Below are 22,774 nucleotides of genomic sequence, written 5' to 3' on the forward strand. Positions count from 1 at the left end.
TAGCATGGGACGCCGCGCGCGAACAGACCCTAGCGTGCGCCCCCGGCAATGGCCGCGCGCACGGCTTCCGAGCGGTCCCACAGGTTGGGCAGGCTGGGCGATGAATAGCCGGACACGAAAGGCTTGGCCTGCCCCGTCGCCGGGTCATATACGTGGCGCGACACGGCGCCGATGTTGCCGCCGTAGAGATGCACGCTGATCGACACGCGGTCGGCGTGGGCGTTGGACACGCGGTGGATATCCCCTTCGGCCGGCGACAGGCGCTCCACGTCGCCCGGCTGCAAGGTGGTCGCGGCGCCCGCCGGCGTAACGCTGCCGTCTTCGCCGCGAACATAGCGCTGGTTGACCTCCGCCCCGCGCAGCATGCCCACATAACCCCAGACCTCGTGATCATGCACCGGCGTGAACTGGCCCGGCCCCCACACGAAACTCACGAGCGAAAAGCGCTCCAGCGGATCGCAGTGCAGCAGATATTGCTGGTAGTACTGAGGATGGGGCGCGGTACAGGCCTCGGGCAGCCAATCGTCATGGCGCACCAGGTCTGTGAATGCGGCCTGCAGCTCCGGCGTCTGCGCCAGGCCCGTGGGCGTGGCCAGCCGGGTCGCGGCGGCGATGAAGCGGCGCAGCCTGTCCAGGCCGCCTTGAGATTCGGGCATTGCGTCTCTCCGTGAACTCTGGAAATCCCAGATTGAAAAAACAGTATCCACGATTCAGGATGGACACGCATCCTTGCCCCTGCTTCCGCCCGGGTAATCGCGCCTGGCTTTTCTTGACAGGCCCAGGCCCGCGCGTGCAGCGTATCGGACTGGCTTCAAGATTGAAAATGAAAAACACGCATCACGATATTCCCCCCGCGCTGGCGCAGACGCTGCGCCAGGCGCGGCGCGTCGTCGTCTTCACGGGCGCCGGCGTCTCCGCCGAAAGCGGCATCGCCACCTTCCGAGATGCGCTGACAGGCCTGTGGTCGCGCTTCGACGCACAGGCTCTCGCCACGCCCGAAGCGTTCCGCTCCCACCCCGACCTCGTTTGGGGCTGGTACGAATGGCGCCGCGCGCAGGCCCTCCGCGCCGCGCCGAACGCCGCGCATCGCGCCATCGCGGAACTGGCGCGGCACGTGCCCGAGCTGCTCGTGGTCACGCAGAACGTCGACGATCTGCATGAACGTGCCGGCAGCCTCCATGTCGCGCACCTGCACGGCAGCCTGCACGCGCCGCGCTGCTCGGCCTGCGGCGCCGCCCATGCCTTTGCGCAGGCGTTCCCCGACGAACCCGGGCAAGGAAGGCGCATCGATCCGCCAGCGTGCACGCATTGCGGCGCGCCGGTACGGCCCGGCGTCGTGTGGTTCGGAGAAAGCCTGCCGCATGATGAGTGGGACAAAGCCATGCAGGCCGTCGAGCAATGCGACCTGCTGCTGAGCATAGGCACATCGGCGCTGGTCTACCCCGCGGCAGAACTGCCGCAACGCGCACTGCGCCACGGCGCAACCGTGGCGCAGATCAATCCGGCCGCCACGCCGCTGGACGCGCACGCACACCACAACGTACGCGGCGCGGCCGCAGCGATCATGCCCAGGTTGCTTGCGGACGCGGGCTTCGGCCCCACCGATTACAGCGCTGCGCGCAGTGAAGATTCGTGAAGATGTCGGGGTCTGATGTGGCGCACAATCATCGACTCAAGTCAGGCGAGGGGAAACCCCAAATCCCACCACCCGCACCCCGGGATACATTGGCGGGATAGGTTTGGCCGTGGAGATTATCATTCCGTTTTCCTGGAGACTTCCCGACGTCTTTGTGCGCTCGCCGGACGGTGTCTTGCACCGTGTGGTGCGCCACGCCACGACCGCGGAAACCATCGCCCAACTCGAGAGCATGCCCAGCAACTATCACCTGGACTGCGAGTGCATGCTCGACAACGGCGAAGCCCTACACTGGATCGGCGACAACCAATATCGCCAATTGAATGGCGGCGCCATTTTCACCGCCGAAGCCGCCACCACCACGCCTCGGGCCGATTCCCGCAAGAGCGCTGCCGCCAAGAGCAGCCTGCACGACCCCCGCAGAAAATCCGCCCCGCACAGAACACCCGCGCAGGGGCAGAGTCATTTACCATTAGCTGTCGTCAATCTAAAAACCGGCAACGACTGGAGCCTGATACGCGCCTGGCGCGAGCATCTCAATATCAGCACCGCTGATATGGCTGCACGGCTAGGAGTGGACCACTCCATCTATATCGAACTGGAACGGCCGCGCCCGCGGCCCAGGCAGGTTATCCTGGACCGCGTATCCGAAGCCCTGGGCGTCACTCCCGACCAGCTCGACGATTCATTGTTTGGAGGGCACCTTCATTAGCCTGACGCGGGAACATCAAGCTTCCCGCCCTGGCATACTGAAATGCCCGAACGACTTTGGCGCCGTATATCCAATGGCCCGCGCATGGAGGTATCGCATATGCTCGGCACCGCAAGACGATTGACCGACGTCCTCGCCACCGCGCCGGACGGCACGCTCTACCGCATTGAACGCTTCGTCTCGGACCCCGACGCGTATTCCGCGCTGGGTACCTCGCGCTTCGATCCGAAGACGCATTGCGTATGCCGCACCAGCACAGGCGAAAAAGTCGCGTGGCTGGGCGGACAGACCTACCAGCTGCTCAAGAGCGGCACCTCCTTGACGGCGGTGGACCGACGACGCCACTAGGCGCACGGGGCCGCCGCGCCTGGCCGGGCGGCGCTCCCTCCTCCCGCATTCCTCAAAGCCGCGGCCCGACGCGCGACACTGCGCGCGTCGGGCCGCAGGCGTGGCGCTTGCGCCAGATCAAGGAATTCCGCGCACGCCCGGCAGTACGCTGGACATATATCTGAAAAGAATGGCGCTGCCGTCGCGGCGCCCTCCATCAGCAGGCATCCAGCATGGCCAAGAAGTTTCCCTTGCACCCGAAGCACCCCGAACGCATATGCTGGGGCTGCGACCGCTATTGCGCCACCGACTCGATGGCCTGCGGCAACGGCTCCGGCCGCACCATGCACCCCGCAGAGACGCTGGGAGACGATTGGTACACGGTCGGAGACTGGGGATTCGACGACGAAGATGACAAGACCCGGGACCAGGTCCGAGCCGCGGAGCCAGCCCCGACGCACTGACGCGCGACGCAATCCGCGCCGCAAAACAAAAAGGCCTTCGATCGAAGATCAAAGGCCTTTCCGTTTTCTTTCGATTTCATCCAAGCAAGAAGCTTGGCGCGCCCGGCAGGATTCGAACCTACGACCCCCTGGTTCGTAGCCAGGTACTCTATCCAGCTGAGCTACGGGCGCTCCGAAAGAGGCGTGTTTATACCATGAAAAATAAAGGGTGCGCAAATCAGGCCGCCCGAAGCCCGCACCCGCGCTGCGCCCGAATCGCGATCCCGGGACGCGTGCCCCGCCTCGGTCACGCGACTCCTTCCACAAAACGCGCACAAAGGGAATAGTTCAGAAAACCCGGTTCACTCGTCCGCGTTGCGAAATTTCACGCTTGGAAAAATAATTGGTTTCCTGTGCATATAGGTCAAAAAATGCGCCCACGAGCGGAAAGCAGCTCTTGCACGGGACCTCTCGCCGACGCCTGCAGTCGGGGCTCTCCTGCCCCCTGTCTGTCAGAAGGAACTTGCATGGACATCAAGAATTCCTCGGGCGCGCTTGTTCTGAGCCTCGCTGCCGCGATCCTGGCCACAGGCTGTTCCACCGCTCCCAAAACGACAGAGTCCGGCTTTCTGCCGGATTACTCGATGCTGCACCAGGCCCCCGCCCCCGATGGCGGGACCCGCCTGGTCTACCTGAATCCCGACTTCAACCCATCGCGCTATACGGCAGTCTGGCTCGATCCCATCGAGTATTACCCGGAACCTCGGCCAACCGCGGACGTTTCCATGGAGACCCTCACGGAGATACGCGTAGCGGTCGACGAAACGCTGCGGCGCAAGGTCGGCGAACAGGTGAGGCTGGTCGATCGCGCCGGGCCTGGCGTCGCCCATATACGCATCGCCATCACCGCGGTGGGAACCTCGGAGCAGGCGCTGCGGGCCTATCAATACATCCCCGTCGCGTTGGTCATGACCGAAGCCCGCGCCGCCCTGGAAGGAGGCATGGCGCGCAACGCCAGCGTCGCCATCGAGTCCCGGGTCACGGACAGCATGTCGGACGAATTGCTATATGCGTCAGTGCGGGGCGGCACGGGCGAGAAAGTCACCAACGCCACCCAGGGCGCGGGCGGCGTTCGCCTGTCCAAGCTGCAACCCCTGATCGATGAATGGACCGCCGGCGCGGCCCGGGAAATCGGCAAGTACGTCCGACCACGCTAGAGCAAGGCATCACGCGGCACGGCCTGGCCTGCGCCGCGGCACTTCGTGCTTTTCAACCCATAAGTCCGTTGGAGTGATCCCATGAAGCTAACACGCCGCACATTGAACGCAGGTGGCCTTGCTCTGCTCGCCACCAGCGCCCTGGGCGCAGTCGCCCGGGCCGCCGATGGTCTGATCGCCGATCTGCCCGAAGGCGACGAGCAGTTCGGCTTGGCAACCGATGTCTACATCTACGCCTACCCCCTGGTGACCATGGAGATGACCAGAAGAGTCATCACCAACGTCGCGGAACCCAGGGGCACGCGGGCGCCAATGGGGAATCTCATCAAGCTGCGCCAGTACCCCGACGCCAAGTTCCGCGACGTGACCGCGCCTAACGCCGACACGCTCTACACCACTTCTTTCTTTGATGTCGGCGACGAGCCCTGGGTCGTCAGCCTGCCCGACATGAACGGACGCTATGCCCTGTTTCCGATGCTGGACGGCTGGACGACGGTGTTCGACGTGCCCGGCAAGCGCACCACCGGCACGGGAGCGCAAACCTTCATGGTCAGCGGCCCCGGATGGGAGGGCTCGATTCCGCAAGGCATGGTCCAGTACAAATCCCCCACCAGCATCGTCTGGCTGCTGGGCCGCATCTACTGCACCGGCACGCCGGAAGATTATGCGCAAGTGCACAAGCTGCAGGACGAAGTGAAGCTCTGCCCCTTGAGCGCATGGGGCAAGGACTGGACCCCGCCCGCGGGCAAGGTCGACCCCGCCATAGACATGAAGACCGCGGTACGCGAGCAGGTCAACAACATGGACGCGGTCGAGTACTTCACCTTGTTCGCGCAGTTGCTCAAGCGCAATCCGCCCAACGCCGCCGACGCAGCCATCGTCGCGAAGATGGCCGCGATAGGCATCGTGCCGGGGCAGGACTTCGACAAGAGCCAGCTCGACCCCGACATCGCGAAGCGGGTCCCGCAGGTGGGCTTCGGACGCATCATGACGCACTTCAAGTCCAGCGGCGGCGACATCCAGGACGTCGATGGCTGGGGCTACACGACCAAGACGGGCATCTACGGCACCAACTACGTCCAGCGCGCCCTGATCACCGCGATCGGCCTGGGCGCCAACCGCCCGCAGGACGCCATTTATCCCACTTCCCTGAAGTCAGACACCGGCGCCGTCAGACGCACCTACAACGGCTCGGAGAAGTACGTGCTGACCTTCAAGAAAGGGCTTACGCCGCCAGTCTCCGGCTTCTGGTCGCTGACGATGTATGACGCGCGCTACTTCTTCGTCGACAACCCGCTGAACCGCTACTCGATCAGCGCGCGCCAGCCCCTGAAGGCCAAGCCCGACGGCTCGATCGACCTGCTCATACAGCATGAATCGCCCGGCCCAGACATGGAGTCGAACTGGCTGCCTGCGCCCAAGGGCCCATTCATCCTGATGATGCGTCTTTACTGGCCCAACGAAAGCAACCCGTCCATCATCGACGGCTCCTGGACCATCCCTCCGGTAAGGCGGGTCACCTGACACCTGGGTTGCGTCGCACCGGCCCTTGGCCGGCTTTGCGCTCACCGCAGGCGTGATGGATGCGCTTGGTCACGCCTGCAGTTTGGGGAGGGTTTGCAATGAAAAAGAAAATCACGGGCTGCCTGGTCTGCGGGCTGCTGCAAGCCGGGACCGCGCTGGGCGCCGAAGCGGAGCCTGCTCCCGCAGCGGGGACCCTGCCTTCGAACGAATGGCAGTTCTCGGTCACGCCCTACTTCTGGGCTGCCGGTCTGTCCGGCAAGACATCCCAATCACGGTCGCCCGTCATCGATATCCACGCGGGCTTCGACAAATTGTTCGACAACCTCGACTTCGGCGCCATGCTCATCGGCGATGCGCGCAAAGGACGCTACAGCGTGTTCGGCGACCTGATCTACACCAAGATCGGCACGCAGGGGGATACGCCGCGCGGCATCCTGGCCTCCAGCGCGGACGTGAAAGCCTCCACGTTCGCGGGACTGCTCGGGGTCGGTTATTCCTTGCTGGAAAACTCACCGCATCAACTCGACGTTGTCGCAGGCTTGCGCGTCTGGTCGGTCGACACCGACATCACGCTCAAGGGCGCGCACCTGGACGGCAGAACGCGCAGCGACGGCGCCACGTGGGTCGACGGCCTGGTGGGCGTGCGCGGAAACTACATGCTGAGTTCGAAGTACTACATCACCGGCTGGGGCCTGATCGGCGCGGGCGGCGCCGAGGCGGATTGGGATGTGGGCCTGGGCCTCGGCTACAACTTCAGCAAGAATGTCTCGGCGGCGATAGGCTATCGCGCACTGGGCGTGGACTACAGCAGCGGCGGTTTCAAGTTCGACGCCGTGCTGCAAGGACCCATGGCGGGCCTGACGATCCGCTTCTAGATGGCGGCGCAAAACAAAAAGGCCTTCGATCGAAGATCAAAGGCCTTTCCATTTTCTTTGCTGTATTGGCCAAGTGAACTTGGCGCGCCCGGCAGGATTCGAACCTACGACCCCCTGGTTCGTAGCCAGGTACTCTATCCAGCTGAGCTACGGGCGCTCCGGCAAAGAGGCAAAATTATATCAGAAAAATCTTGCCGTTTTTACTACTCTTGCTGCTTTTTGCAATTCAGACGGGACATTCAGTCTCGTTGTTCAACTCAACAACGATTGATTAAAACCAATGCGGAATCAAACTTGGCGCGCCCGGCAGGATTCGAACCTACGACCCCCTGGTTCGTAGCCAGGTACTCTATCCAGCTGAGCTACGGGCGCATTTGCGTTTAAAAGCAAGCCTTGAATAATAGCGTTATTTCATGAAGCGCGCAAGTCGAGTGGCTATCCAAAGCATGATGATTCACGCCAATGCCTTGCTGATCTGATCCGCGGTGTCGCGCAGTTGCGGCAGGAACTTGCCGACAATCTCGTCGCGCTCGTGCCTTGCCAGGTTCAGGCTGGTCGTCAAGGCAGCCACCACCCGCCCCCTCTCGTCCTTGATCGGCACCGCCAACCCGCAAATGCCCAGCTCCAGGTGTTCGCTGGCCAATGCGTATCCCGTCCTTGCCGCGTCATCAACTGCCTGACGCAAAGGCGCGGCCTCGACCAAGGTGTATTGCGTATGCCGCGCGAATGGGGCCTTGGCAATGAAGGCTTCGCGCTCCTCGACGCTTACGCCCGCCAACAGCACATGTCCGCTCGACGTGGCATGCGTGGGCAGGCGTTCGCCCACGCCCAGACGCCGTGAAAGCGGGCTCGGCATTTCCGCGCGTGCCACATAGACCACGTCTGCGCCGTCCATCACCGACACCGTGCAGATTTCGCCCGTCTCGCGCATGAACTCCTCGACCGCATACCGCGCGATATCGCGCCAGGACAGCGACGACAGGTAGGCATAGCCCAACTCAAGCACAGCCGGCGCCAGGCTGAACTTGCGCTCGTCGTTGCGCGCATAGCCGAGCGTCACCAGCGTGTACAGCAGCCGCCTGGCGCCCGCCGGCGTTAGGTTCGCGCGTTCCGCCACTTCGCTCAGCGTCAGCGCCTGATGGCCAGGCCCGAACGCTCTGATGACGGCCAGGCCGCGCGCGAAGGCCTCGACGAACTGATCGCTGCCCTTGGGTAAACCCCAGGTTCGTTCGCTCGGATTATTGGGCATGATTATTTCGATATAAGAAATATTTTTCGATAGTCGAAAAATAATAGCACGCCAGTCGGTGCATTTGCATAGATGGCATGCCATCGGAGGAATCGAATGATGGAAATCACCCCCGTCCACGCCGGCTTTGTCGCCGAAGTGGCCAACATCGACTTACGGACTGCCTTGCCGGCAGACGACATCGAGGCGTTGCGCGATGCCCTGGATCAATTTGCAGTGCTCGTGGTGCCAGACCAGCCGCTCGACGAAGCCGGGCAGATGGCCATCGCGCGCCATTTCGGCCCCCTGGAAACGTCGGTAGGCGCGTCGGTTTACAACGCCCATCGTCCCCGCAGGCTGAACCATGCCGAACTCTCCGACATCTCCAACCTCGATGAACGCGGCGGCATTCTCGATCAGGGCGACATCCGCCGCCTGATCAACCTCAGCAACCAGCTCTGGCATACCGACAGCTCCTTCAAGCGCACACCCGCCAGCGTGTCCTTGCTGTCCGCCCAGGAAATTCCGCCCGTCGGCGGCGCCACCGAATTCGCCGACATGCGGGCAGCATGGGATGCCCTGGACGAAGCGCGACAACAACGCCTGTCCCCGCTGATTGCGGTGCACGACTACTTCCACTCTCGCGGCCTGACCGACTTCGACGTGGGATCGGTGCCACCCGCGTGGCGCGAACTCCAGCCGCCGGTGCGACAGGTATTGGTGCGCCAGCACGTCGCCACCGGACGCCGCTCCCTGTACATCGCATCGCATATCAGCGGCATAGAAGGGATGGACGACGACGCCAGCCGCGAACTGATAGACGAGCTCATGGCTTTCGCCACCCAGCCGCAATTCGTCTACCGGCACCGCTGGCGCGCCAACGACCTGGTTCTTTGGGACAACCGCTGCACCATGCACCGCGGCGCCGGCTTCGACGAGAAGTACCGCCGCTCGATGCGCCGCGCAACGGTGCAGGACATCGGCCCGACCGTCGCCTGAACCCACACCAGCGAGACCCCCAAAATGTCCAACACGATGAAGCAACTGGCCGCGGCGTTCGCCATGGCGGCCGCCTGTTTGAACGCCAGCGCCGCATTCCCCGACAAGCCGATCAATATGGTGGTTCCATTCGGCGCCGGCTCGGCAACCGACACGCTGGCGCGCGGCGTCGCCAAAGGCCTGAGCGAAAGGCTGGGCCAACCCGTCACGGTGGAAAACAAGCCCGGCGCCGGCGGCGGCATAGGTGCCGCGTATGTGGCCCGCAGCGCGCCCGACGGCTATACGCTGCTGATGGGCACCAACGGCCCGATGGCGGCCAACGCCAGCCTCTACCAGCATTTGCCTTATGACCCGGTCAAGGACTTCGCGCCCGTCGCGTTGATGGGCCGCCTGCCCATGATCCTGATCGGCAACAACGGCGCGCAGGCAAAGACGCTTCCGGAACTGGTCGCCGCAGCCAAGGCGCAACCCGGCGCGATCAATTTCGGCGCCAGCAACACCACCGCGCGAGTCTGGGTAGAACTGCTCAAGCGCATGGCGGGCATCGACGTGACGACCGTGCTTTACAGCAATGTCGGCGGCATGATGACCGACCTCATGAGCGGACGCATCTCCTACGCCTTCGAGAACGTCGGCCCCTCATTGCCGCAGGTCGCCGCGGGCAAAGTCCGAGCCCTGGCCGTGACCACGCCGCAGCGCGCCCCTTTCGCCGCCGACATTCCAACGGTGGCCGAGAGCGGCCTGGACCAGCATGAGCTGGTGGTGTGGTTCGCGATGTTCGCGCCGCGCGGCACGCCTGCTTCCGTGGTCGAGCGCATCAATGCCGAGGTCAATCAGGTGCTTGCCACCGCCGAACTGCGGCAACTCTCCTCGCAGATCGGAATGACGCCAGCCGGAGGCGGCCCTGCGGATCTCAAGACCTACCAGGAAGACGAGGTCAAGAACTGGCGCAAGCTGGTCGACATGACCGGCGTGCGCATCGATTGAACGCGGCTCAGGCGCTGCCCGCCCCATCCAGCCGCGCCAGCAGCGCCCTTGCCTGCTCCACCACGTCGCCATCATTGGGCCGGAACTCAAGCCGCAGCGCCTGCGGCAGTTGCGTGAAGTGCGCATGGCAGCTGCGCGCGTAGGCCGGATCGTAGTGCCGGTCTATCAGTTCCTGCGCCAGCTCGGCGCGCGCGCCGCTGTCGACCAAGGCCAGCCAGCCGTTCACGCGCTCGCGGCTGTGCAGGCCTATCATGCGTTGCAACTGCGCCTTGAGCGATTCGGGATCGTCGAACAGATGCGCGTAATCCTGCTGCAGAAAGGCAGCGCGATCCTCGCGGCTGGAGCGGACCTCGACACACGGACTGGCGTGCACAGCAGCCAATAACGCGGCGGGCAAGGCGACCGCGCCGATCTTGCGGCTCTCCGCTTCAACAAACACAGGCCGCGACGCGTCGAACGCGCGCAGGCGCTGCGCCAGCCGCGTGTCGAAGCCCTTTTGCGAGGGCTGCGCGACACCGGCCCAGGCGCCCAGCAATGACCCGCGATGCGCGGCCAGTCGCTCCAGGTCCAGCGTCTGCGCGCCGGCCTGCTCCAACGCGCTCAACAAGCGCGTCTTGCCGCTGCCGGTGGGCCCGGCCAGCACGATGTAGCGCAAGCCCGCCGGCAGGCTATCCAGCGCGTCCAGCGTGGCCTGGCGATAGGTCTTGTAGCCGCCGTCCAGTTGCCGCGCGCGCCACCCTATCATGTTGAACATCGTCGTCATGGAGCCGGAGCGCGTGCCGCCGCGCCAGCAATAGATCAACGGCCGCCAACCCTGGCGCCGGTCGGCGAAGGTCGTGTCCAGATGCGCGGCGATGTTGCGCGCCACCAGCGCCGCGCCGACGCGCGAAGCCTCGAAGGGCGAGACCTGCTTGTACAGCGTGCCCACCACCACGCGCTCTTCATTGCTCAGCACAGGCGCGTTGATCGCGCCGGGAATGTGGTCATCGGCGAATTCGAGCGGCGTGCGCACGTCGATGACTTCATCGAAGTCGTGCAGCCGGTCAAGGGGAGCAAGCAGGTGCTTCAAGGGATCTGCGCCACAAAGGGAATCGGGAATTTTCTCATGCGACGCAGGCTCGCTCACGAGCGCGCTTGGCGCCCATGAAAAAACCCGCAATCACTTGCGTGATTGCGGGTTTTTTATCTCCGGTGCTGACCGAAGCCAGATCGGAGAGAATCTGGCGGAGATGGTGGGATTCGAACCCACGATGCAGTTTTTAGCCACATACTCCCTTAGCAGGGGAGCCCCTTCAGCCTCTCGGGCACATCTCCGAAGAGAACGAGATTCTAGCACGACTTTTTTCACTCTTGCCCGTTATCGGGCACTTATTGAAAAAAAATCGTGCCGGAGTCTTGAATCAGGCCTTTTCGGCAGGCGCCTGGTCCAGGCCGAAGGCCTTGTGCAGCGCGCGCACGCCCAGTTCCATGTACTTGTCGTCGATGATCACCGAGGTCTTGATCTCGCTGGTGCTGATCATCTGGATGTTGATGCCTTCTTGCGAAAGCGTCTGGAACATCAGGCTGGCCACGCCCACGTGCGAGCGCATGCCGATGCCGACGATGGAGACCTTGGCGACCTTCTCGTCGGTGGACAGTTCACGCGCGCCCACGGCGGGGATGACTTCGCGCTTGAGCAGATCGACGGCGCGGGCGAACTCGTTGCGGTTGACCGTGAACGAGAAGTCGGTCGTGCCAGCCACGGACTGGTTCTGCACGATCATGTCGACGTCGATGTTGGCGGCGGCGACCGGCCCCAGGATGGAGAAGGCGATGCCGGGCTTGTCCGGAACGGCCAGCAAGGTGATTTTGGCTTCGTCGCGGCTGAAGGCGATGCCGGAGACAACGGCGGCTTCCATTTTTTCGTCTTCCTCAAAAGTAATCAGCGTGCCCGAGACCATTTCTTCTGCGAGCGGGATAAGCGGGTCGGTCAGCGAGGACAGGACCCGGACCGGCACACGGTATTTGCCGGCGAATTCAACCGAACGGATCTGCAGGACCTTGGAGCCCAGCGATGCCATTTCCAGCATTTCCTCGAAGGAAACGACGGCCATGCGGCGCGCTTCGGGCACCACGCGCGGATCGGTCGTATAGACGCCGTCCACGTCGGTGTAGATCAGGCACTCGTCGGCCTTGATGGCGGCCGCCACGGCCACGGCCGAGGTATCGGAACCGCCGCGGCCCAGCGTGGTGATGTGGCCTTCCGGGTCGACGCCCTGGAAGCCCGTAACGATGACCACGCGGCCGGCGTCCAGATCGCCGCGGATGCGCTCGTCGTCGATCGACGTGATGCGCGCCTTGGTGAACGACGAATCGGTGCGCACGGGCACTTGCCAACCGGCATAGCTGCGCGCCGGCACGCCTTCGGCCTGCAGCGCGATGGCCAGCAGGCCGCTGCTGGCCTGTTCGCCGGTGGCGGCGATCATGTCGAGCTCGCGGCTGTCGGGCTGCGGCGTAATCTCGCGCGCCAAGCCGAGCAGGCGATTGGTCTCGCCCGCCATCGCCGACGGAACAACGACAACCTGGTGGCCGGCAGCGTGCCACTTCGCGACGCGACGCGCCACGTTCTTGATGCGCTCGACCGAGCCCATCGAAGTACCGCCATATTTGTGAACGATCAGGGACATCTCGTACTCTGGCTGGGAACCCGCCGCAAAAGGTTGACGGGCAAAGCCGTATATTCTAGCGCGGCGGTAAAAATTTGCGCAGCTTGTGCAAAATTCTGTCCACGCCGCGATTTTTTGGGGACATCGGCGGCGCTGATCCGCCTATTCCCGGGGTTCGACCCAGACCCTGCCCCGGTGGCAGCGGATGACGTGGCCGGCCTGCTCCACCCGCAACTGGCGGTCATGGCCCAGGCTATGCAGCCCGCGCAGCTGCCGCAGCAGATCGCGCATCCTGGCATCCGTCGGCATGCGGGCGCCATTGCGTTCCAGCCAATGGCGCAGCACGTGCGCCTGGCGCGCCTCGGACAGCCCGCGCCACGCCTGCAGCGAAAAGCTGGCGCCGTCCGCGGAAGGATCGAGCGTGGCGAAGTCGTCGCGCGCCACCTCGTCCAGGATCTCGGCCGCCTCGCCCATGTGCCGCGCATGACGCGCGACGATGGCGCGCCACCCGGGCCAGCGGGCATCGAGCGCCGGCGCCAGCAATTCGCGCAGGGCGGCGCGGGTGTAGTGGGGATCGGTGTTGGTGGGGTCCTGCACCGGACGCCAGCCGCTGGCTTGCGCCACGGCGTCCGCCGCATGCAGGATCGCCTCGCGGCCGATTTCCAGCCAGGGTCGCAGGTAGACCAGTCCATCGCGCCGGGACAGCGGCGCCATGGCAGCCATGCCAACCAGCCCGGTGCCGCGCAGCAGACGCAGCAGGACCGTTTCCGCCTGGTCGTTGCGATGATGGGCCAACAGGATATGCGTCACGCCCTGCTCTTGCGCCAATTGCGCCAGCGCCGCGTAGCGGGCGTCGCGCGCGGCCGCCTCGATGCCCTTGCCCGCCGCCTGCGCCACCTGCACGCGCGCGACCGACAGCGGCAGCGCGAGCATGTCCGCCAGCGCACGCGCATGCTGCGTCCATGCGTCGGCCGCGTCCTGCAAGCCGTGGTGCACATGAAACAGCGCCAGATCCATGCCCAGCTCGCGCGCCACGGCGGCCGCGTGCACGGCCAGCATGGCCGAATCGGCGCCGCCGCTCAACGCCACGGCGATGCGCGCCGGACGTTCGGGCAAGGCCTGCAAGGCGCGGCGCAAGGCCGCGGCCAGCTCGGCCGACACGGGAAGGGAATGAACTACGCCCGCCACGGTCCGATGCGGAGTATCGGACGCTGGGCGGGCGTTCATGGTGGGATGGCGCGTGGCGCTAGGCCGCGGCGCCGGCAGGCACGCCGGCGCCCTGCCTGCTTCAGGCGCGCACTTCCTGGTAGGCGCCGTAGGACAGCAGGCGCTGGACGCGCTGCTCCACGAGCTGCTCGGGCGTCATGCCCTGGAGCTGGCGCAGGGCGTCGCCCAGCGCGCGGCGCAGCAGCCGGGCCATGACGCGCGGATCGCGATGGGCGCCGCCCACGGGTTCGTTGACCACGCGGTCCACCAGGCCCAGGTCCTTCAGGCGCGGCGCGATGATGGCCAGGGCTTCGGCGGCTTCAGGCGCCTTGTCGGCGCTGCGCCACAGGATCGAGGCGCAGCCTTCCGGGGAAATCACGGCGTAGGTCGCGTATTGCAGCATCAGCACGGCATTGCCCACGGCGATGGCCAGGGCGCCGCCCGAGCCGCCTTCGCCGATGATGGTGCAGATCACGGGGACCTTGAGCTCGGCCATGGCATAGAGGTTGTGGCCGATGGCTTCGGACTGGCCGCGCTCTTCGGCGCCGATGCCGGGATAGGCGCCCGGAGTGTCCACGAACGTGAACACGGGAATGCCGAACTTCTCGGCCAGGCGCATCAGGCGCAGGGCCTTGCGATAGCCTTCCGGGCGCGGCATGCCGAAATTGCGGGCGGCGCGTTCCTTGGTGTCGCGTCCCTTCTGGTGGCCGATGACCATGCAGGGCGTGCCGTTGAAGCGCGCCAGGCCACCGATGATGGACTGGTCGTCGGCGTACATGCGGTCGCCGTGCAGTTCATGGAAGTCAGTGAACATTTCGCGCACGTAGTCCAGCGTGTAGGGGCGCTGGGGATGGCGGGCGACCAGGGCCGTCTGCCAGGGCGTGAGCTTGGCGTAGATTTCCTTGGCCAAGGTCTGGCTCTTCTGCTGCAGACGTCCGATCTCGTCGGAGATGTCTACGGCCGAATCGGCCTGCACGTAGCGCAGCTGCTCGATCTTGTTCTCAAGCTCGGCGAGCGGTTGTTCGAATTCCAGAAATGTATTGCGCATGTAGTGTGGTTCCGTAGATGGGCTGCCTGGCTTGCGTCAGTATTGGACCGGAGTCGGATCCAGACTGCGCCACAGATACCAGGTGGCCACGGTACGCCAGGGTTGCCACGCCAACGAGACTTCGCGAGCCTCGAAGCGAGAGACAGGCTCGCCGCTGAAATAGTGTAGCGAGATTGCCTTGAGCAACCCAGGATCATCCAGCGGCAGAACATCAGGCCGCTGCAGATTGAAAATCAAAAACATCTCCGCCGTCCAGCGGCCTATGCCCCGGATGGCGGTCAATTCGGAAATGACGGCTTCGTCGTCCATTGCCGCCCATTTCTCGGGATGAACGCGGCGCTCGCCGAAATGCACGGCCAGGTCCAGCACGTACTCGGCCTTGCGCTGCGACAGCCCGGCCGCGCGCAAGCCTTCCAGGCCGACGCGCAGCACGGCGACGGGCGTGGGGCGCTTGCCCACGGCCTCGATGAACTGGGTCCAGACGGTGTCGGCCGCCTTGCTGGACACCTGCTGCCCGATGATCGCCCGCGCCAGCGTCACGAATGGCGTGCCGCGCGAAGTCAGCCAGACTTCGGGATGCTGGGGGATGACCTTCTTCAGGATGCGGTCGCGCCGCATCAGATGGGCTACGGCGGCTTCCCAATACTCGGGCTTGGGAATGTCGAGGTCGGCGGTGGACATGGCGGGCGGGTCCTGCGGGTTCAAGCCCGACGCCATTGCGTCACGCCGCCCGGCTTGTCGTCGAGCTCGATGCCGGCTTCGCGCAGCTCCACGCGGATGCGGTCGGCTTCGGCGAAGTTGCGTGCGGCCTTGGCGGCCGCACGCGCGTCGATCAGGGACTGGATCGCCTCGGCGTCCAGCGCGCGGCGCTCGCCCTGCTCCATGGCTGCCGCCGAATAACGGGTGGGCGATTGGAAATAGGCTGCGGGATCCTGCTGCAGCAGGCCCAACAGGGACGCCAGCGCCTTCAACTGGCCGGCGCTGCGCGCGCTCTTGTTGCGGTTGGCGTGGGAGGCCAGTTCGAACAAGGCCGCGACCGCGCCCGAGCTGTTGAAGTCGTCATCCATGGCCGCCTTGAAGGCCTGGGCCTGCGGCTCGTTCCAATCGATGCCCTGGGTGTCGGCAGGCACGTTCTGCAGCGCCTGGTACAGGCGGTCGAGCGCGTTCTGCGCGTCGATCAGATTGTCCGGCGTGTAGTTCTGCGGGCTGCGGTAGTGGTTGCGCACAATGAAGAAACGCACCATTTCCGCTTCGCGCGGGTTGACGTCATAGACGGCCTGGTCGGCGGTCGGCTCTTGCCGGGCGATGGTCTGGCGGATGGTGCGGAAATTGCCCAGGGACTTGGACATCTTGTCCGAGTCGACCATGAGCGGGCCGCAATGCATCCAGATGTTGGCCAGCACGCCGCCGAAAGCACCCTCGGTCTGGGCGATCTCGTTTTCATGGTGCGGGAACTTCAGGTCCGGACCGCCGCCGTGGATGTCCAGCGGCAGGCCCAGCAGCGACTTGCTCATGGCCGAGCACTCGATGTGCCAGCCCGGACGGCCCAGGCCATACGGCGATTCCCACTTGGTGTCGGCCGGCTCGTCCGCCTTGGCGGACTTCCACAGCACGAAATCCAGCGGATCGCGCTTGGCCGAACCCACCGCCACGCGCTCGCCGGCGCGCAGGTCGTCCAGCGTCTTGCCGGACAGCTTGCCGTAGCCGGGAAAGCCGCGCACGGCGTAGTTCACATCGCCATCGTCGGCCTGGTAGGCCAGGCCGTTCTGCTCGAGCTTGCCGATGATGTCCAGCATCTCGCCGACGTACTCGGTCGCGCGCGGTTCGCGGTCCGGCGTCTGGACGCCCAGCGCGCGCTCGTCGGCGTGCATGGCGTCGATGTAGAACTCGGTGACTTCGCCGATGCGGCGGCCGGTCTCGACGGCGCGGCGGATGATCTTGTCGTCGATGTCCGTGATATTGCGCACATAATCGACCGCCAGGCCGCTGGCGCGCAGCCAGCGCTGCACGATGTCGAACGACACCAGCATGCGGGCGTGGCCCAGATGGCAAAAGTCATAGACGGTCATGCCACACACGTACATGCGCACCTGACCAGCCTGGGCCGGCTTGAACGGTTCTTTGGTACGCGACAACGTGTTGTAGATTTGCAGCATGGCGCTTATAGGCTTTATCTAAGTTTTCCGTGGCGGTTGCGGAAAGTTGCTGCCGAAGGAAAATACCTTCGGCGCGTGCCGCCGGGTCGGATGTCGATCCCGCCGATTTCGATCCTGCGATTTCGATCCCGATCTCGGCTTCGGGCCATAATCTCACTGGCGCCGGCCGTTCCGAACCCGCATTTCGAGCCCGCATTCCATCAACGATATCCTGGGGCTTCGTCCCCGATGTCGAGCCAAAACTCAACCGGGGCTAAAATGGCGGTCGTCAAGTATAGCAAGCGGCCCGGTCGCGCGCGTAAGCGTCGGCCTGCCAAGACTTTTAACGGATGCCCAAGTGACTATCAAGCCGCGCTTTCGCGTCGCCCTGCTCGCCCTGGCCCTTGCGGGCGCGCCGGTTGGAGCCTCTCTGGCCCAGTCGATGGCCGGCGGCGGTGGAACCAACCCCAACGCCAACCGCACCACCCTGGATCCCATCCCGCCCGAGGGCGGCTGGGATAGCCTGGCCAAGCTGCTGGAAGCCGCCAAGCCCAGCGTCGACACCCGCCTGACGCCCTCGGCCTCGCAGATCACGACGCACATCGAGCGCCTGCTGAACCACGGCGACAACGCGGAAGCGCTTGCCATGATCGAAAAGCGCCAGGAGCAGATCAAGGACCAGCGCGGCACCGACGTGCAGCTGATGTTCCAGCACGCCCGCGCGCTGGCGGCCCTGAACCGCACCAGCGAAGCCATCGACGTCTACACCGAGATGACCAACCGCTTTCCGGAGCTGCCGGAACCTTGGAACAACCTGGGCGCTCTATATGCAGGGCGCGGCGAACTCGACCGCGCACAGGACGCCCTGTCGATGGCCCTGCGCGCCGACCCCAACTATGCCGCCGCCCGCGCCAATATGGGCGATCTGCAGCTTCTGCAGGCCTTGAACACCTACAAGAAGGCCGCCGCCGACGGCGTGCCCGGCATGCAGGAAAAGGTCCGAGAAGTCGAAACCATGCTGAAGGATAAACACGGCAAATGATGTCCCGCTACTCCCCCCTACACCTGCTGCGCCTGACGGCGTGCTCGTTCGCGCTGGCTGCATTCGCCCCAGCGCTCGTCAGCGCCGCCCCTGCGGCCAATTCCTCCACCTCCACCTCTGAAGGCACAAAAGCCATGAGCACCAACCCCCGCGTCAAGCTTCAAACGAACCAAGGCGACATGGTCATCACCCTGGATGCCGCCAAGGCTCCCAAGACCGTCGAAAACTTCCTGACCTACGTCAAGGAAGGTTTCTACAACGGCACGGTGTTCCATCGCGTGATCGATGGCTTCATGATCCAGGGCGGCGGCTTTGAGCCCGGCATGAAGCAGAAGCAGACCCATGCCCCCATCGAAAACGAGGCCAACAACGGCCTGAAGAACGACAAGTACACCCTGGCCATGGCCCGCACCAGCGATCCGCACTCGGCCACGGCGCAGTTCTTCATCAACGTGTCCAACAACGACTTCCTGAACTTCACCGCGCCCACGCCCAACGGCTGGGGCTATGCCGTGTTCGGCACCGTGACCGAAGGCACGGACGTGGTCGACAAGATCAAGGGCGTGAAGACCGGCAACAAGGGCTTCCACCAGAACGTGCCGAACGACGACGTGATCATCGAGAAGGCCGAAGTTCTTGAATAAGATCACGCTGTCCGGCCCCATCTGGCTGGCGTCCGACCTGCATCTGGGACCGGCCACGCCGGCCACCTCGGAGGCCTTCCTGGCCTTCCTGGAGGCCGCGCGGGAGGAAGCCGGCGCCCTGCTGCTGCCGGGCGACATCTTCGATGCCTGGATCGGCGACGATGTGATCCGCGCCGCGCCGCCGTGGCTGGCCACGGCGCTGACGGCGCTGCGCGACACCGCCAGCCGGATTCCGGTCTGGCTGGGCCGCGGCAACCGTGACTTCCTCATCGGGGAAGAACTGGCCCAGGCCCTGGGCGCCAAGCTGCTGCCCGAACCGGCGCTGCTGGAAACGGACTATGGGCAAATCCTGCTGACCCATGGCGACGAGTTCTGTACGGACGATGCCGCCTACCAGCAGTTCCGCAAGATGGTCCGCGATCCGCGCTGGCAGGCCGAATTCCTGGCCAAGACGATCCCCGAACGCCTGGCGATGGCACAGCAGGCCCGCGGCGAAAGCCAGGCTGCCAACCAGATGAAGTCCATGGAGATCATGGACGTCAACGCCGCCGCCATTGAATCCGTCTTCCGCGAAACCGGCGTGCGCGTGCTGGTGCATGGCCATACCCATCGCCCCGCCCGCCACGTGCTGGAAGTGGACGGCAAGAAGCGCGAGCGCTGGGTCCTGCCCGACTGGGACTGCGACCATGTCTCGCCCGCCCGCGGCGGCTGGCTGGTCATCGACCAGGACGGCCTGCAGTTCTACGACCTGGAAACGGAAGCGTAGCCCTCGGGCGCGCCGCCACGGAAAACAGCAAGGGCCGCGCAAGCGGCCCTTGTCATTGCTGCAGCCGGCGCCATGCCGGCCGTGCCATCAGCGCGTGAAGATCCAGGCCGCGACGACGCCGCCGAAGATGATCCGGTACCAGGCGAACACGCGGTAGGTATGGTTGGCTACGAAGCGCAGCACGGCGCGCACCACCACCATCGCGCTCAGGAACGCGGCCACGAAGCCCACGGCAATGCCCGCCAGATCGTGCTGCGTGAGCAGATCCATGTTCTTGTACATGTCGTAGACCGCCGCGCCCAACATCGTGGGCATCGCCAGGAAGAACGAGAACTCGGTGGCCGTCTTGCGCTGGATCCCGGCGATCATGCCGCCGATGATGGTGGCGCCCGAACGCGAGGTGCCCGGGATCATCGCCAGACATTGCGCCACGCCCACGCCCAGCGCCTGCTTCCAGGAGATCTGCTCCAGCGTGCGGGCCGTGGCGCGCTCATCCGAGGCGGTATCGTCGGCCGCGCCCGGCATGTCGCCCGGCGTATGGTGCGTCTTGCGCTCCACGTACAGCATGATCAGGCCGCCCAGCACCAGTGTCACGACCACCACGGCCGGGTGGTAGAAGACGCTCTTGATGGCCTTGATGAAGATCGCCCCGATGACGGCGGCCGGCAGGAAGGCGATGATCAGGTTGCGGGTGAAGGCCACCTCGCTGGGCACGCCGGTCAGGGTGCCGCGGATCAGCGTCAGGAGGCGGGCGCGGAACACCCACATCACCGCCAGGATGGAACCCAGCTGGATCACTACCTCGAACACCTTGCCCTGGCTGGATTCGAAATTGATCCAGTCGCCCACCAGGATGAGGTGGCCGGTGCTGGACACGGGAATGAATTCCGTCAGGCCCTCGATGATGCCCAGGACGAAAGCTTTGATCAGGTATAGGGTGTTTTCGGTCACGATGGTAGGTCGGTCCAGTTAGTCGTTGGCTAGGGATTCGTCGTCCGCAAGCATTTCCTGCGGCCGCTTTTCGACGCGCACCAGCGCGATGCGGCGGCCGTCCATTTCCAGGACTTCAAAGCGGAAATGCTCGTGGTGGATTTCGTACTCGCAGACGTCGCCCGGCTTGGGCAGGTGCCCGAAGCGCGACAGCAGGTACCCCGCCAGGGTTGAAAAATCCTGGGCGTCATCGACCAGGCCCTCGGTTTCCAGCACTTGCTCGACATGGTGCAGGTCGGCCGCGCCGTCGATTTTCCAGGTGTTCTCGCCGTCGGCGACGATGTCGGGCAGTTCGTCCTCGTCGGGGAACTCGCCGGCGATCGCCTCGAAGACGTCGATCGGCGTCACCAGGCCCTCGATGGCGCCGAACTCGTCGGCCACCAGCACCAGCTGGCCGCGAGAACGCTTGAGCGTGTCCATCAGGCGCAGGATGCCGATGGACTCGTGCACGATGATGGGGTCGCGCAGACGGTTGCGGCGCACCCTGCCCTCGGTGATCAGGTCGGCCACCAGGTCCTTGGCGCGGCCGATGCCCAGCACCTCGTCCAGGGAACCCCGGCAAACGGGGAAAAAGCTGTGCGGCGCCTCGGTCAGCTGGCGGCGGATGGTTTCCGGGTCGTCGTCGATATTGATCCACGACACATCCGTGCGCGGCGTCATGATCGAACGGATCGACCGCTCGGCCAGCGTCAGCACGCCGCTGACCATATTGCGCTCCTCGACCCCGAAAGCCGGGATGGCCGGACCGTTCGCGCTGGGCAGGTCGGGTTCGTCGGCGGGCGGGCGCTTGCCCAACATGCGCAGCACGGCGGAAGCGGTACGTTCGCGCATCGGCCGGCGCGCATCCAGCTTGAGCAGGTTGCGGCGCGCCACCTGGTTGAGCGCCTCGATGGCGACCGAGAAGCCGATGGCCGCGTACAGGTAGCCCTTGGGCACCTTGAAGCCGAAGGCTTCGGCCAGCAGCGAAAAGCCGATCATGAGCAGGAAGCCCAGGCACAGCACCACCACCGTGGGGTGGGCGTTGACGAAGCGCGTCAGCGGCTTGGACGCCAGCAGCATGATGCCGATGGCGATGACCACGGCGATCATCATGATGGCCAGATGATCCACCATGCCGACGGCGGTGATGACCGAGTCCAGCGAGAACACCGCGTCCAGCACCACGATCTGCGTGACGATCACCCAGAAGCTGGCGTACACGCGCGGCCCCGATGAGCCGCCGTGCTGGGAGCCCTCCAGGCGCTCGTGCAGTTCCATGGTGCCTTTGAACAGCAGGAACAGCCCGCCGATCATCAGGATCAGGTCGCGGCCCGAGAACGACAGCGGGCCAATGGAAAACAGAGGGGCGGTCAGCGTGACCAGCCATGACATGACCGACAAAAGGCCAAGACGCATGATGAGCGCCAGGCTCAGGCCCATGATGCGCGCGCGGTCGCGTTGCGCAGGGGGCAGCTTGTCCGCCAGGATGGCGATGAAAATCAGGTTATCGATCCCCAGGACGATCTCAAGGATGACCAGGGTAAGCAAGCCGACCCACGCAGTAGGGTCCAGCAGCCACTCCATCAGGAGCTCCAGAAGTTACACGACCGGTAATCGTACATGGAAAATCCGTGACACGCCGGTGACGAACCCCGTCCTTATGCCTGAGACGCAGGCGGTTTAGGCCTGTAGAACCAGGACATCCGAGGTCTGGCGCCGCAGTCGGAACGGACGAAAAAAAACCGGCTCCCAGCCGGTTTTCACATCCGGGACAGCCGATCAGTCGCTGAGCTTGAGCGTGCCCTTCATCATGGCCCAGTGACCCGGGAATGAGCAGAAGTAGGCATAAGCCTCGCCCGGGGTGAGCTTGGAGACGTCAAACGTAACCGAATCCGACTCGCCGCCGCCGATGACCTTGGTGTGGGCGATGACGCGGGTGTCGCCCGCCTTGACGTAGTCCTGCGGCAGGCCGGCGTTCATGCCGTCGGTGGCCACGGCCGTCTTGTCGGCCTCCTTGGTCAGCACCCAGTTGTGGCCCATGGCGACCTTGGGCATTTTGCCGACGTGCTTGAGGTGAACGGTGAATTGCTTGCAGCTTTTGTCGACGACCATTTCCTTCAGGTTGTACTGCATGGCGTCGTTGCTTTCTATGGTTGCTTCGCACTGAGCGGCCAACGCGGGCAGGCTGGCTGCGGACAGAGCGATGGCGAGGGTGGCTTTTGCCAGCATGGAGATTCTCCGTAAACGTTGGCGGCTCTTCCGACACGCGTGAGGCACATGCCTCGCGTCGCTGCCGCCACGCACAAGTCTATGGCGCAGCGCAAAGCGCGCTATTGACCGGCATCAATAGCGCCTCGTTCAACCCCTCCAA

At 64.7% G+C, this 22,774-nt stretch carries 23 protein-coding genes and 4 tRNA genes; 12 read left to right on the forward strand and 15 right to left on the reverse strand.

The features are described 5' to 3' along the window. Positions 1-29: 29 nt before the first annotated feature. Positions 30-656, reverse strand: a complete 627-nt coding sequence (locus ACM1PE_RS18685; protein WP_419340654.1) for a cysteine dioxygenase — start codon at positions 654-656, stop codon at positions 30-32. A 167-nt stretch (positions 657-823) separates the two neighbouring features. Here ACM1PE_RS18685 and ACM1PE_RS18690 point away from each other — a divergent pair, with 167 nt between their 5' ends. The 4 genes from ACM1PE_RS18690 to ACM1PE_RS18705 all read left to right on the forward strand — a co-directional run bounded on the left by ACM1PE_RS18690 (position 824) and on the right by ACM1PE_RS18705 (position 3,139). Next, positions 824-1,636 (forward strand): SIR2 family NAD-dependent protein deacylase, encoded by an 813-nt coding sequence (locus ACM1PE_RS18690; RefSeq protein WP_419340655.1) that lies wholly within the window; start codon positions 824-826, stop codon positions 1,634-1,636. A gap of 109 nt (positions 1,637-1,745) precedes the next feature. After that, positions 1,746-2,348 (forward strand): helix-turn-helix domain-containing protein, encoded by a 603-nt coding sequence (locus tag ACM1PE_RS18695; protein ID WP_059372818.1) that lies wholly within the window; start codon positions 1,746-1,748, stop codon positions 2,346-2,348. A 120-nt stretch (positions 2,349-2,468) separates the two neighbouring features. Then, positions 2,469-2,696 carry a hypothetical protein gene (locus ACM1PE_RS18700; RefSeq protein WP_054453154.1) on the forward strand — a complete coding sequence of 76 codons (228 nt, stop codon included), beginning with the start codon at positions 2,469-2,471 and terminating at the stop codon, positions 2,694-2,696. 212 nt (positions 2,697-2,908) lie between these two features. Continuing rightward, positions 2,909-3,139 (forward strand): DUF3079 domain-containing protein, encoded by a 231-nt coding sequence (locus tag ACM1PE_RS18705; protein ID WP_251881982.1) that lies wholly within the window; start codon positions 2,909-2,911, stop codon positions 3,137-3,139. Positions 3,140-3,233: 94 nt separating this feature from the next. Here the strand turns inward: ACM1PE_RS18705 and ACM1PE_RS18710 are convergent. Beyond that, a tRNA-Arg gene (locus tag ACM1PE_RS18710) sits at positions 3,234-3,310 on the reverse strand. Between the two features lie 335 nt (positions 3,311-3,645). Between ACM1PE_RS18710 and ACM1PE_RS18715 the strand changes: the two genes are divergently transcribed. The 3 genes from ACM1PE_RS18715 to ACM1PE_RS18725 all read left to right on the forward strand — a co-directional run bounded on the left by ACM1PE_RS18715 (position 3,646) and on the right by ACM1PE_RS18725 (position 6,734). Continuing rightward, on the forward strand, positions 3,646-4,335 hold the full coding sequence (locus tag ACM1PE_RS18715) for a DUF3313 domain-containing protein (protein ID WP_306636526.1): 690 nt from the start codon (positions 3,646-3,648) through the stop codon (positions 4,333-4,335). A gap of 81 nt (positions 4,336-4,416) precedes the next feature. Further along, positions 4,417-5,859, forward strand: a complete 1,443-nt coding sequence (locus ACM1PE_RS18720; protein WP_419340656.1) for a DUF1254 domain-containing protein — start codon at positions 4,417-4,419, stop codon at positions 5,857-5,859. 98 nt (positions 5,860-5,957) lie between these two features. Next, positions 5,958-6,734, forward strand: a complete 777-nt coding sequence (locus tag ACM1PE_RS18725; protein WP_059372074.1) for a hypothetical protein — start codon at positions 5,958-5,960, stop codon at positions 6,732-6,734. An 80-nt stretch (positions 6,735-6,814) separates the two neighbouring features. Here ACM1PE_RS18725 and ACM1PE_RS18730 read toward each other — a convergent pair. The 3 genes from ACM1PE_RS18730 to ACM1PE_RS18740 all read right to left on the reverse strand — a co-directional run bounded on the left by ACM1PE_RS18730 (position 6,815) and on the right by ACM1PE_RS18740 (position 7,983). Continuing rightward, a tRNA-Arg gene (locus ACM1PE_RS18730) sits at positions 6,815-6,891 on the reverse strand. Positions 6,892-7,029: 138 nt separating this feature from the next. Further along, positions 7,030-7,106: transfer RNA gene (locus ACM1PE_RS18735), tRNA-Arg, on the reverse strand. An 82-nt stretch (positions 7,107-7,188) separates the two neighbouring features. Continuing rightward, positions 7,189-7,983 carry an IclR family transcriptional regulator domain-containing protein gene (locus ACM1PE_RS18740; protein WP_059372072.1) on the reverse strand — a complete coding sequence of 265 codons (795 nt, stop codon included), beginning with the start codon at positions 7,981-7,983 and terminating at the stop codon, positions 7,189-7,191. Positions 7,984-8,079: 96 nt separating this feature from the next. On the opposite strand from ACM1PE_RS18740, the gene ACM1PE_RS18745 reads away from it, so the two are divergent. Both ACM1PE_RS18745 and ACM1PE_RS18750 read left to right on the forward strand, forming a co-directional pair. Beyond that, a complete protein-coding gene (locus ACM1PE_RS18745) occupies positions 8,080-8,961 on the forward strand; it encodes a TauD/TfdA dioxygenase family protein (RefSeq protein ID WP_059372070.1) in 882 nt (293 codons plus the stop codon). 24 nt (positions 8,962-8,985) lie between these two features. Continuing rightward, a complete protein-coding gene (locus tag ACM1PE_RS18750) occupies positions 8,986-9,948 on the forward strand; it encodes a Bug family tripartite tricarboxylate transporter substrate binding protein (protein WP_059372063.1) in 963 nt (320 codons plus the stop codon). Between the two features lie 7 nt (positions 9,949-9,955). On the opposite strand, the gene mnmH is transcribed toward ACM1PE_RS18750, so the two are convergent. From mnmH to cysS, 7 genes are all read right to left on the reverse strand, one after another. Beyond that, on the reverse strand, positions 9,956-11,017 hold the full coding sequence (gene mnmH / locus ACM1PE_RS18755; protein WP_419340657.1) for a tRNA 2-selenouridine(34) synthase MnmH: 1,062 nt from the start codon (positions 11,015-11,017) through the stop codon (positions 9,956-9,958). A 152-nt stretch (positions 11,018-11,169) separates the two neighbouring features. Then, positions 11,170-11,262, reverse strand: a tRNA-Ser gene (locus tag ACM1PE_RS18760). An 86-nt stretch (positions 11,263-11,348) separates the two neighbouring features. Next, a complete protein-coding gene (locus ACM1PE_RS18765) occupies positions 11,349-12,614 on the reverse strand; it encodes an aspartate kinase (RefSeq protein WP_059372055.1) in 1,266 nt (421 codons plus the stop codon). Between the two features lie 141 nt (positions 12,615-12,755). Continuing rightward, positions 12,756-13,730, reverse strand: a complete 975-nt coding sequence (tilS, locus tag ACM1PE_RS18770) for a tRNA lysidine(34) synthetase TilS (RefSeq protein ID WP_251882089.1) — start codon at positions 13,728-13,730, stop codon at positions 12,756-12,758. 151 nt (positions 13,731-13,881) lie between these two features. After that, positions 13,882-14,847, reverse strand: coding sequence for an acetyl-CoA carboxylase carboxyltransferase subunit alpha (locus ACM1PE_RS18775; RefSeq protein WP_059372051.1), 966 nt, complete (start codon positions 14,845-14,847; stop codon positions 13,882-13,884). Between the two features lie 36 nt (positions 14,848-14,883). Next, the gene (locus ACM1PE_RS18780) at positions 14,884-15,528 is read right to left on the reverse strand and encodes a DNA-3-methyladenine glycosylase family protein (RefSeq protein WP_059372813.1); all 645 of its coding nucleotides are present in this window, start codon (positions 15,526-15,528) and stop codon (positions 14,884-14,886) included. Positions 15,529-15,548: 20 nt separating this feature from the next. Further along, a complete protein-coding gene (cysS, locus tag ACM1PE_RS18785; RefSeq protein WP_419340658.1) occupies positions 15,549-17,003 on the reverse strand; it encodes a cysteine--tRNA ligase in 1,455 nt (484 codons plus the stop codon). Positions 17,004-17,340: 337 nt separating this feature from the next. Between cysS and ACM1PE_RS18790 the strand changes: the two genes are divergently transcribed. The 3 genes from ACM1PE_RS18790 (at position 17,341) to ACM1PE_RS18800 (ending at position 19,434) form a co-directional block, all read left to right on the forward strand. Further along, positions 17,341-18,024, forward strand: coding sequence for a tetratricopeptide repeat protein (locus tag ACM1PE_RS18790; RefSeq protein ID WP_059372045.1), 684 nt, complete (start codon positions 17,341-17,343; stop codon positions 18,022-18,024). Between the two features lie 134 nt (positions 18,025-18,158). Continuing rightward, on the forward strand, positions 18,159-18,668 hold the full coding sequence (locus tag ACM1PE_RS18795) for a peptidylprolyl isomerase (protein ID WP_059372043.1): 510 nt from the start codon (positions 18,159-18,161) through the stop codon (positions 18,666-18,668). Beyond that, positions 18,661-19,434 (forward strand): UDP-2,3-diacylglucosamine diphosphatase, encoded by a 774-nt coding sequence (locus ACM1PE_RS18800; RefSeq protein WP_059372039.1) that lies wholly within the window; start codon positions 18,661-18,663, stop codon positions 19,432-19,434. Before ACM1PE_RS18795 ends, ACM1PE_RS18800 begins: the two co-directional genes overlap by 8 nt. An 87-nt stretch (positions 19,435-19,521) precedes the next feature. On the opposite strand, the gene ACM1PE_RS18805 is transcribed toward ACM1PE_RS18800, so the two are convergent. The 3 genes from ACM1PE_RS18805 to azu all read right to left on the reverse strand — a co-directional run bounded on the left by ACM1PE_RS18805 (position 19,522) and on the right by azu (position 22,632). Then, a complete protein-coding gene (locus ACM1PE_RS18805) occupies positions 19,522-20,385 on the reverse strand; it encodes an undecaprenyl-diphosphate phosphatase (protein WP_059372038.1) in 864 nt (287 codons plus the stop codon). Between the two features lie 18 nt (positions 20,386-20,403). Continuing rightward, entirely contained in the window at positions 20,404-21,987 is a 1,584-nt protein-coding gene (locus ACM1PE_RS18810) for a TerC family protein (protein WP_059372036.1), read from the reverse strand. 195 nt (positions 21,988-22,182) lie between these two features. After that, complete coding sequence (azu, locus tag ACM1PE_RS18815; RefSeq protein ID WP_059372035.1) at positions 22,183-22,632, reverse strand: azurin; 450 nt, start codon at positions 22,630-22,632, stop codon at positions 22,183-22,185. Positions 22,633-22,774 lie beyond the last annotated feature (142 nt).

It is taken from the genome of Achromobacter sp. PD1 (genome assembly GCF_048541815.1).
In the GTDB taxonomy this organism is placed as follows: domain Bacteria; phylum Pseudomonadota; class Gammaproteobacteria; order Burkholderiales; family Burkholderiaceae_B; genus Achromobacter; species Achromobacter bronchisepticus_A.

Bases quoted from the DNA above. Each gene is read 5' to 3' on its own strand.
- cysS (WP_419340658.1), bottom strand. From the start codon at position 17,003: ATGCTGCAAATCTACAACACGTTGTCGCGTACCAAAGAACCGTTCAAG.
- ACM1PE_RS18795 (WP_059372043.1), top strand. From the start codon at position 18,159: ATGAGCACCAACCCCCGCGTCAAGCTTCAAACGAACCAAGGCGACATG.
- ACM1PE_RS18745 (WP_059372070.1), top strand. From the start codon at position 8,080: ATGATGGAAATCACCCCCGTCCACGCCGGCTTTGTCGCCGAAGTGGCC.
- ACM1PE_RS18810 (WP_059372036.1), bottom strand. From the start codon at position 21,987: ATGGAGTGGCTGCTGGACCCTACTGCGTGGGTCGGCTTGCTTACCCTG.
- ACM1PE_RS18750 (WP_059372063.1), top strand. From the start codon at position 8,986: ATGTCCAACACGATGAAGCAACTGGCCGCGGCGTTCGCCATGGCGGCC.
- ACM1PE_RS18780 (WP_059372813.1), bottom strand. From the start codon at position 15,528: ATGTCCACCGCCGACCTCGACATTCCCAAGCCCGAGTATTGGGAAGCC.
- ACM1PE_RS18740 (WP_059372072.1), bottom strand. From the start codon at position 7,983: ATGCCCAATAATCCGAGCGAACGAACCTGGGGTTTACCCAAGGGCAGC.
- azu (WP_059372035.1), bottom strand. From the start codon at position 22,632: ATGCTGGCAAAAGCCACCCTCGCCATCGCTCTGTCCGCAGCCAGCCTG.
- ACM1PE_RS18715 (WP_306636526.1), top strand. From the start codon at position 3,646: ATGGACATCAAGAATTCCTCGGGCGCGCTTGTTCTGAGCCTCGCTGCC.
- ACM1PE_RS18720 (WP_419340656.1), top strand. From the start codon at position 4,417: ATGAAGCTAACACGCCGCACATTGAACGCAGGTGGCCTTGCTCTGCTC.
- ACM1PE_RS18725 (WP_059372074.1), top strand. From the start codon at position 5,958: ATGAAAAAGAAAATCACGGGCTGCCTGGTCTGCGGGCTGCTGCAAGCC.
- ACM1PE_RS18705 (WP_251881982.1), top strand. From the start codon at position 2,909: ATGGCCAAGAAGTTTCCCTTGCACCCGAAGCACCCCGAACGCATATGC.
- ACM1PE_RS18775 (WP_059372051.1), bottom strand. From the start codon at position 14,847: ATGCGCAATACATTTCTGGAATTCGAACAACCGCTCGCCGAGCTTGAG.
- ACM1PE_RS18690 (WP_419340655.1), top strand. From the start codon at position 824: ATGAAAAACACGCATCACGATATTCCCCCCGCGCTGGCGCAGACGCTG.
- ACM1PE_RS18765 (WP_059372055.1), bottom strand. From the start codon at position 12,614: ATGTCCCTGATCGTTCACAAATATGGCGGTACTTCGATGGGCTCGGTC.
- ACM1PE_RS18685 (WP_419340654.1), bottom strand. From the start codon at position 656: ATGCCCGAATCTCAAGGCGGCCTGGACAGGCTGCGCCGCTTCATCGCC.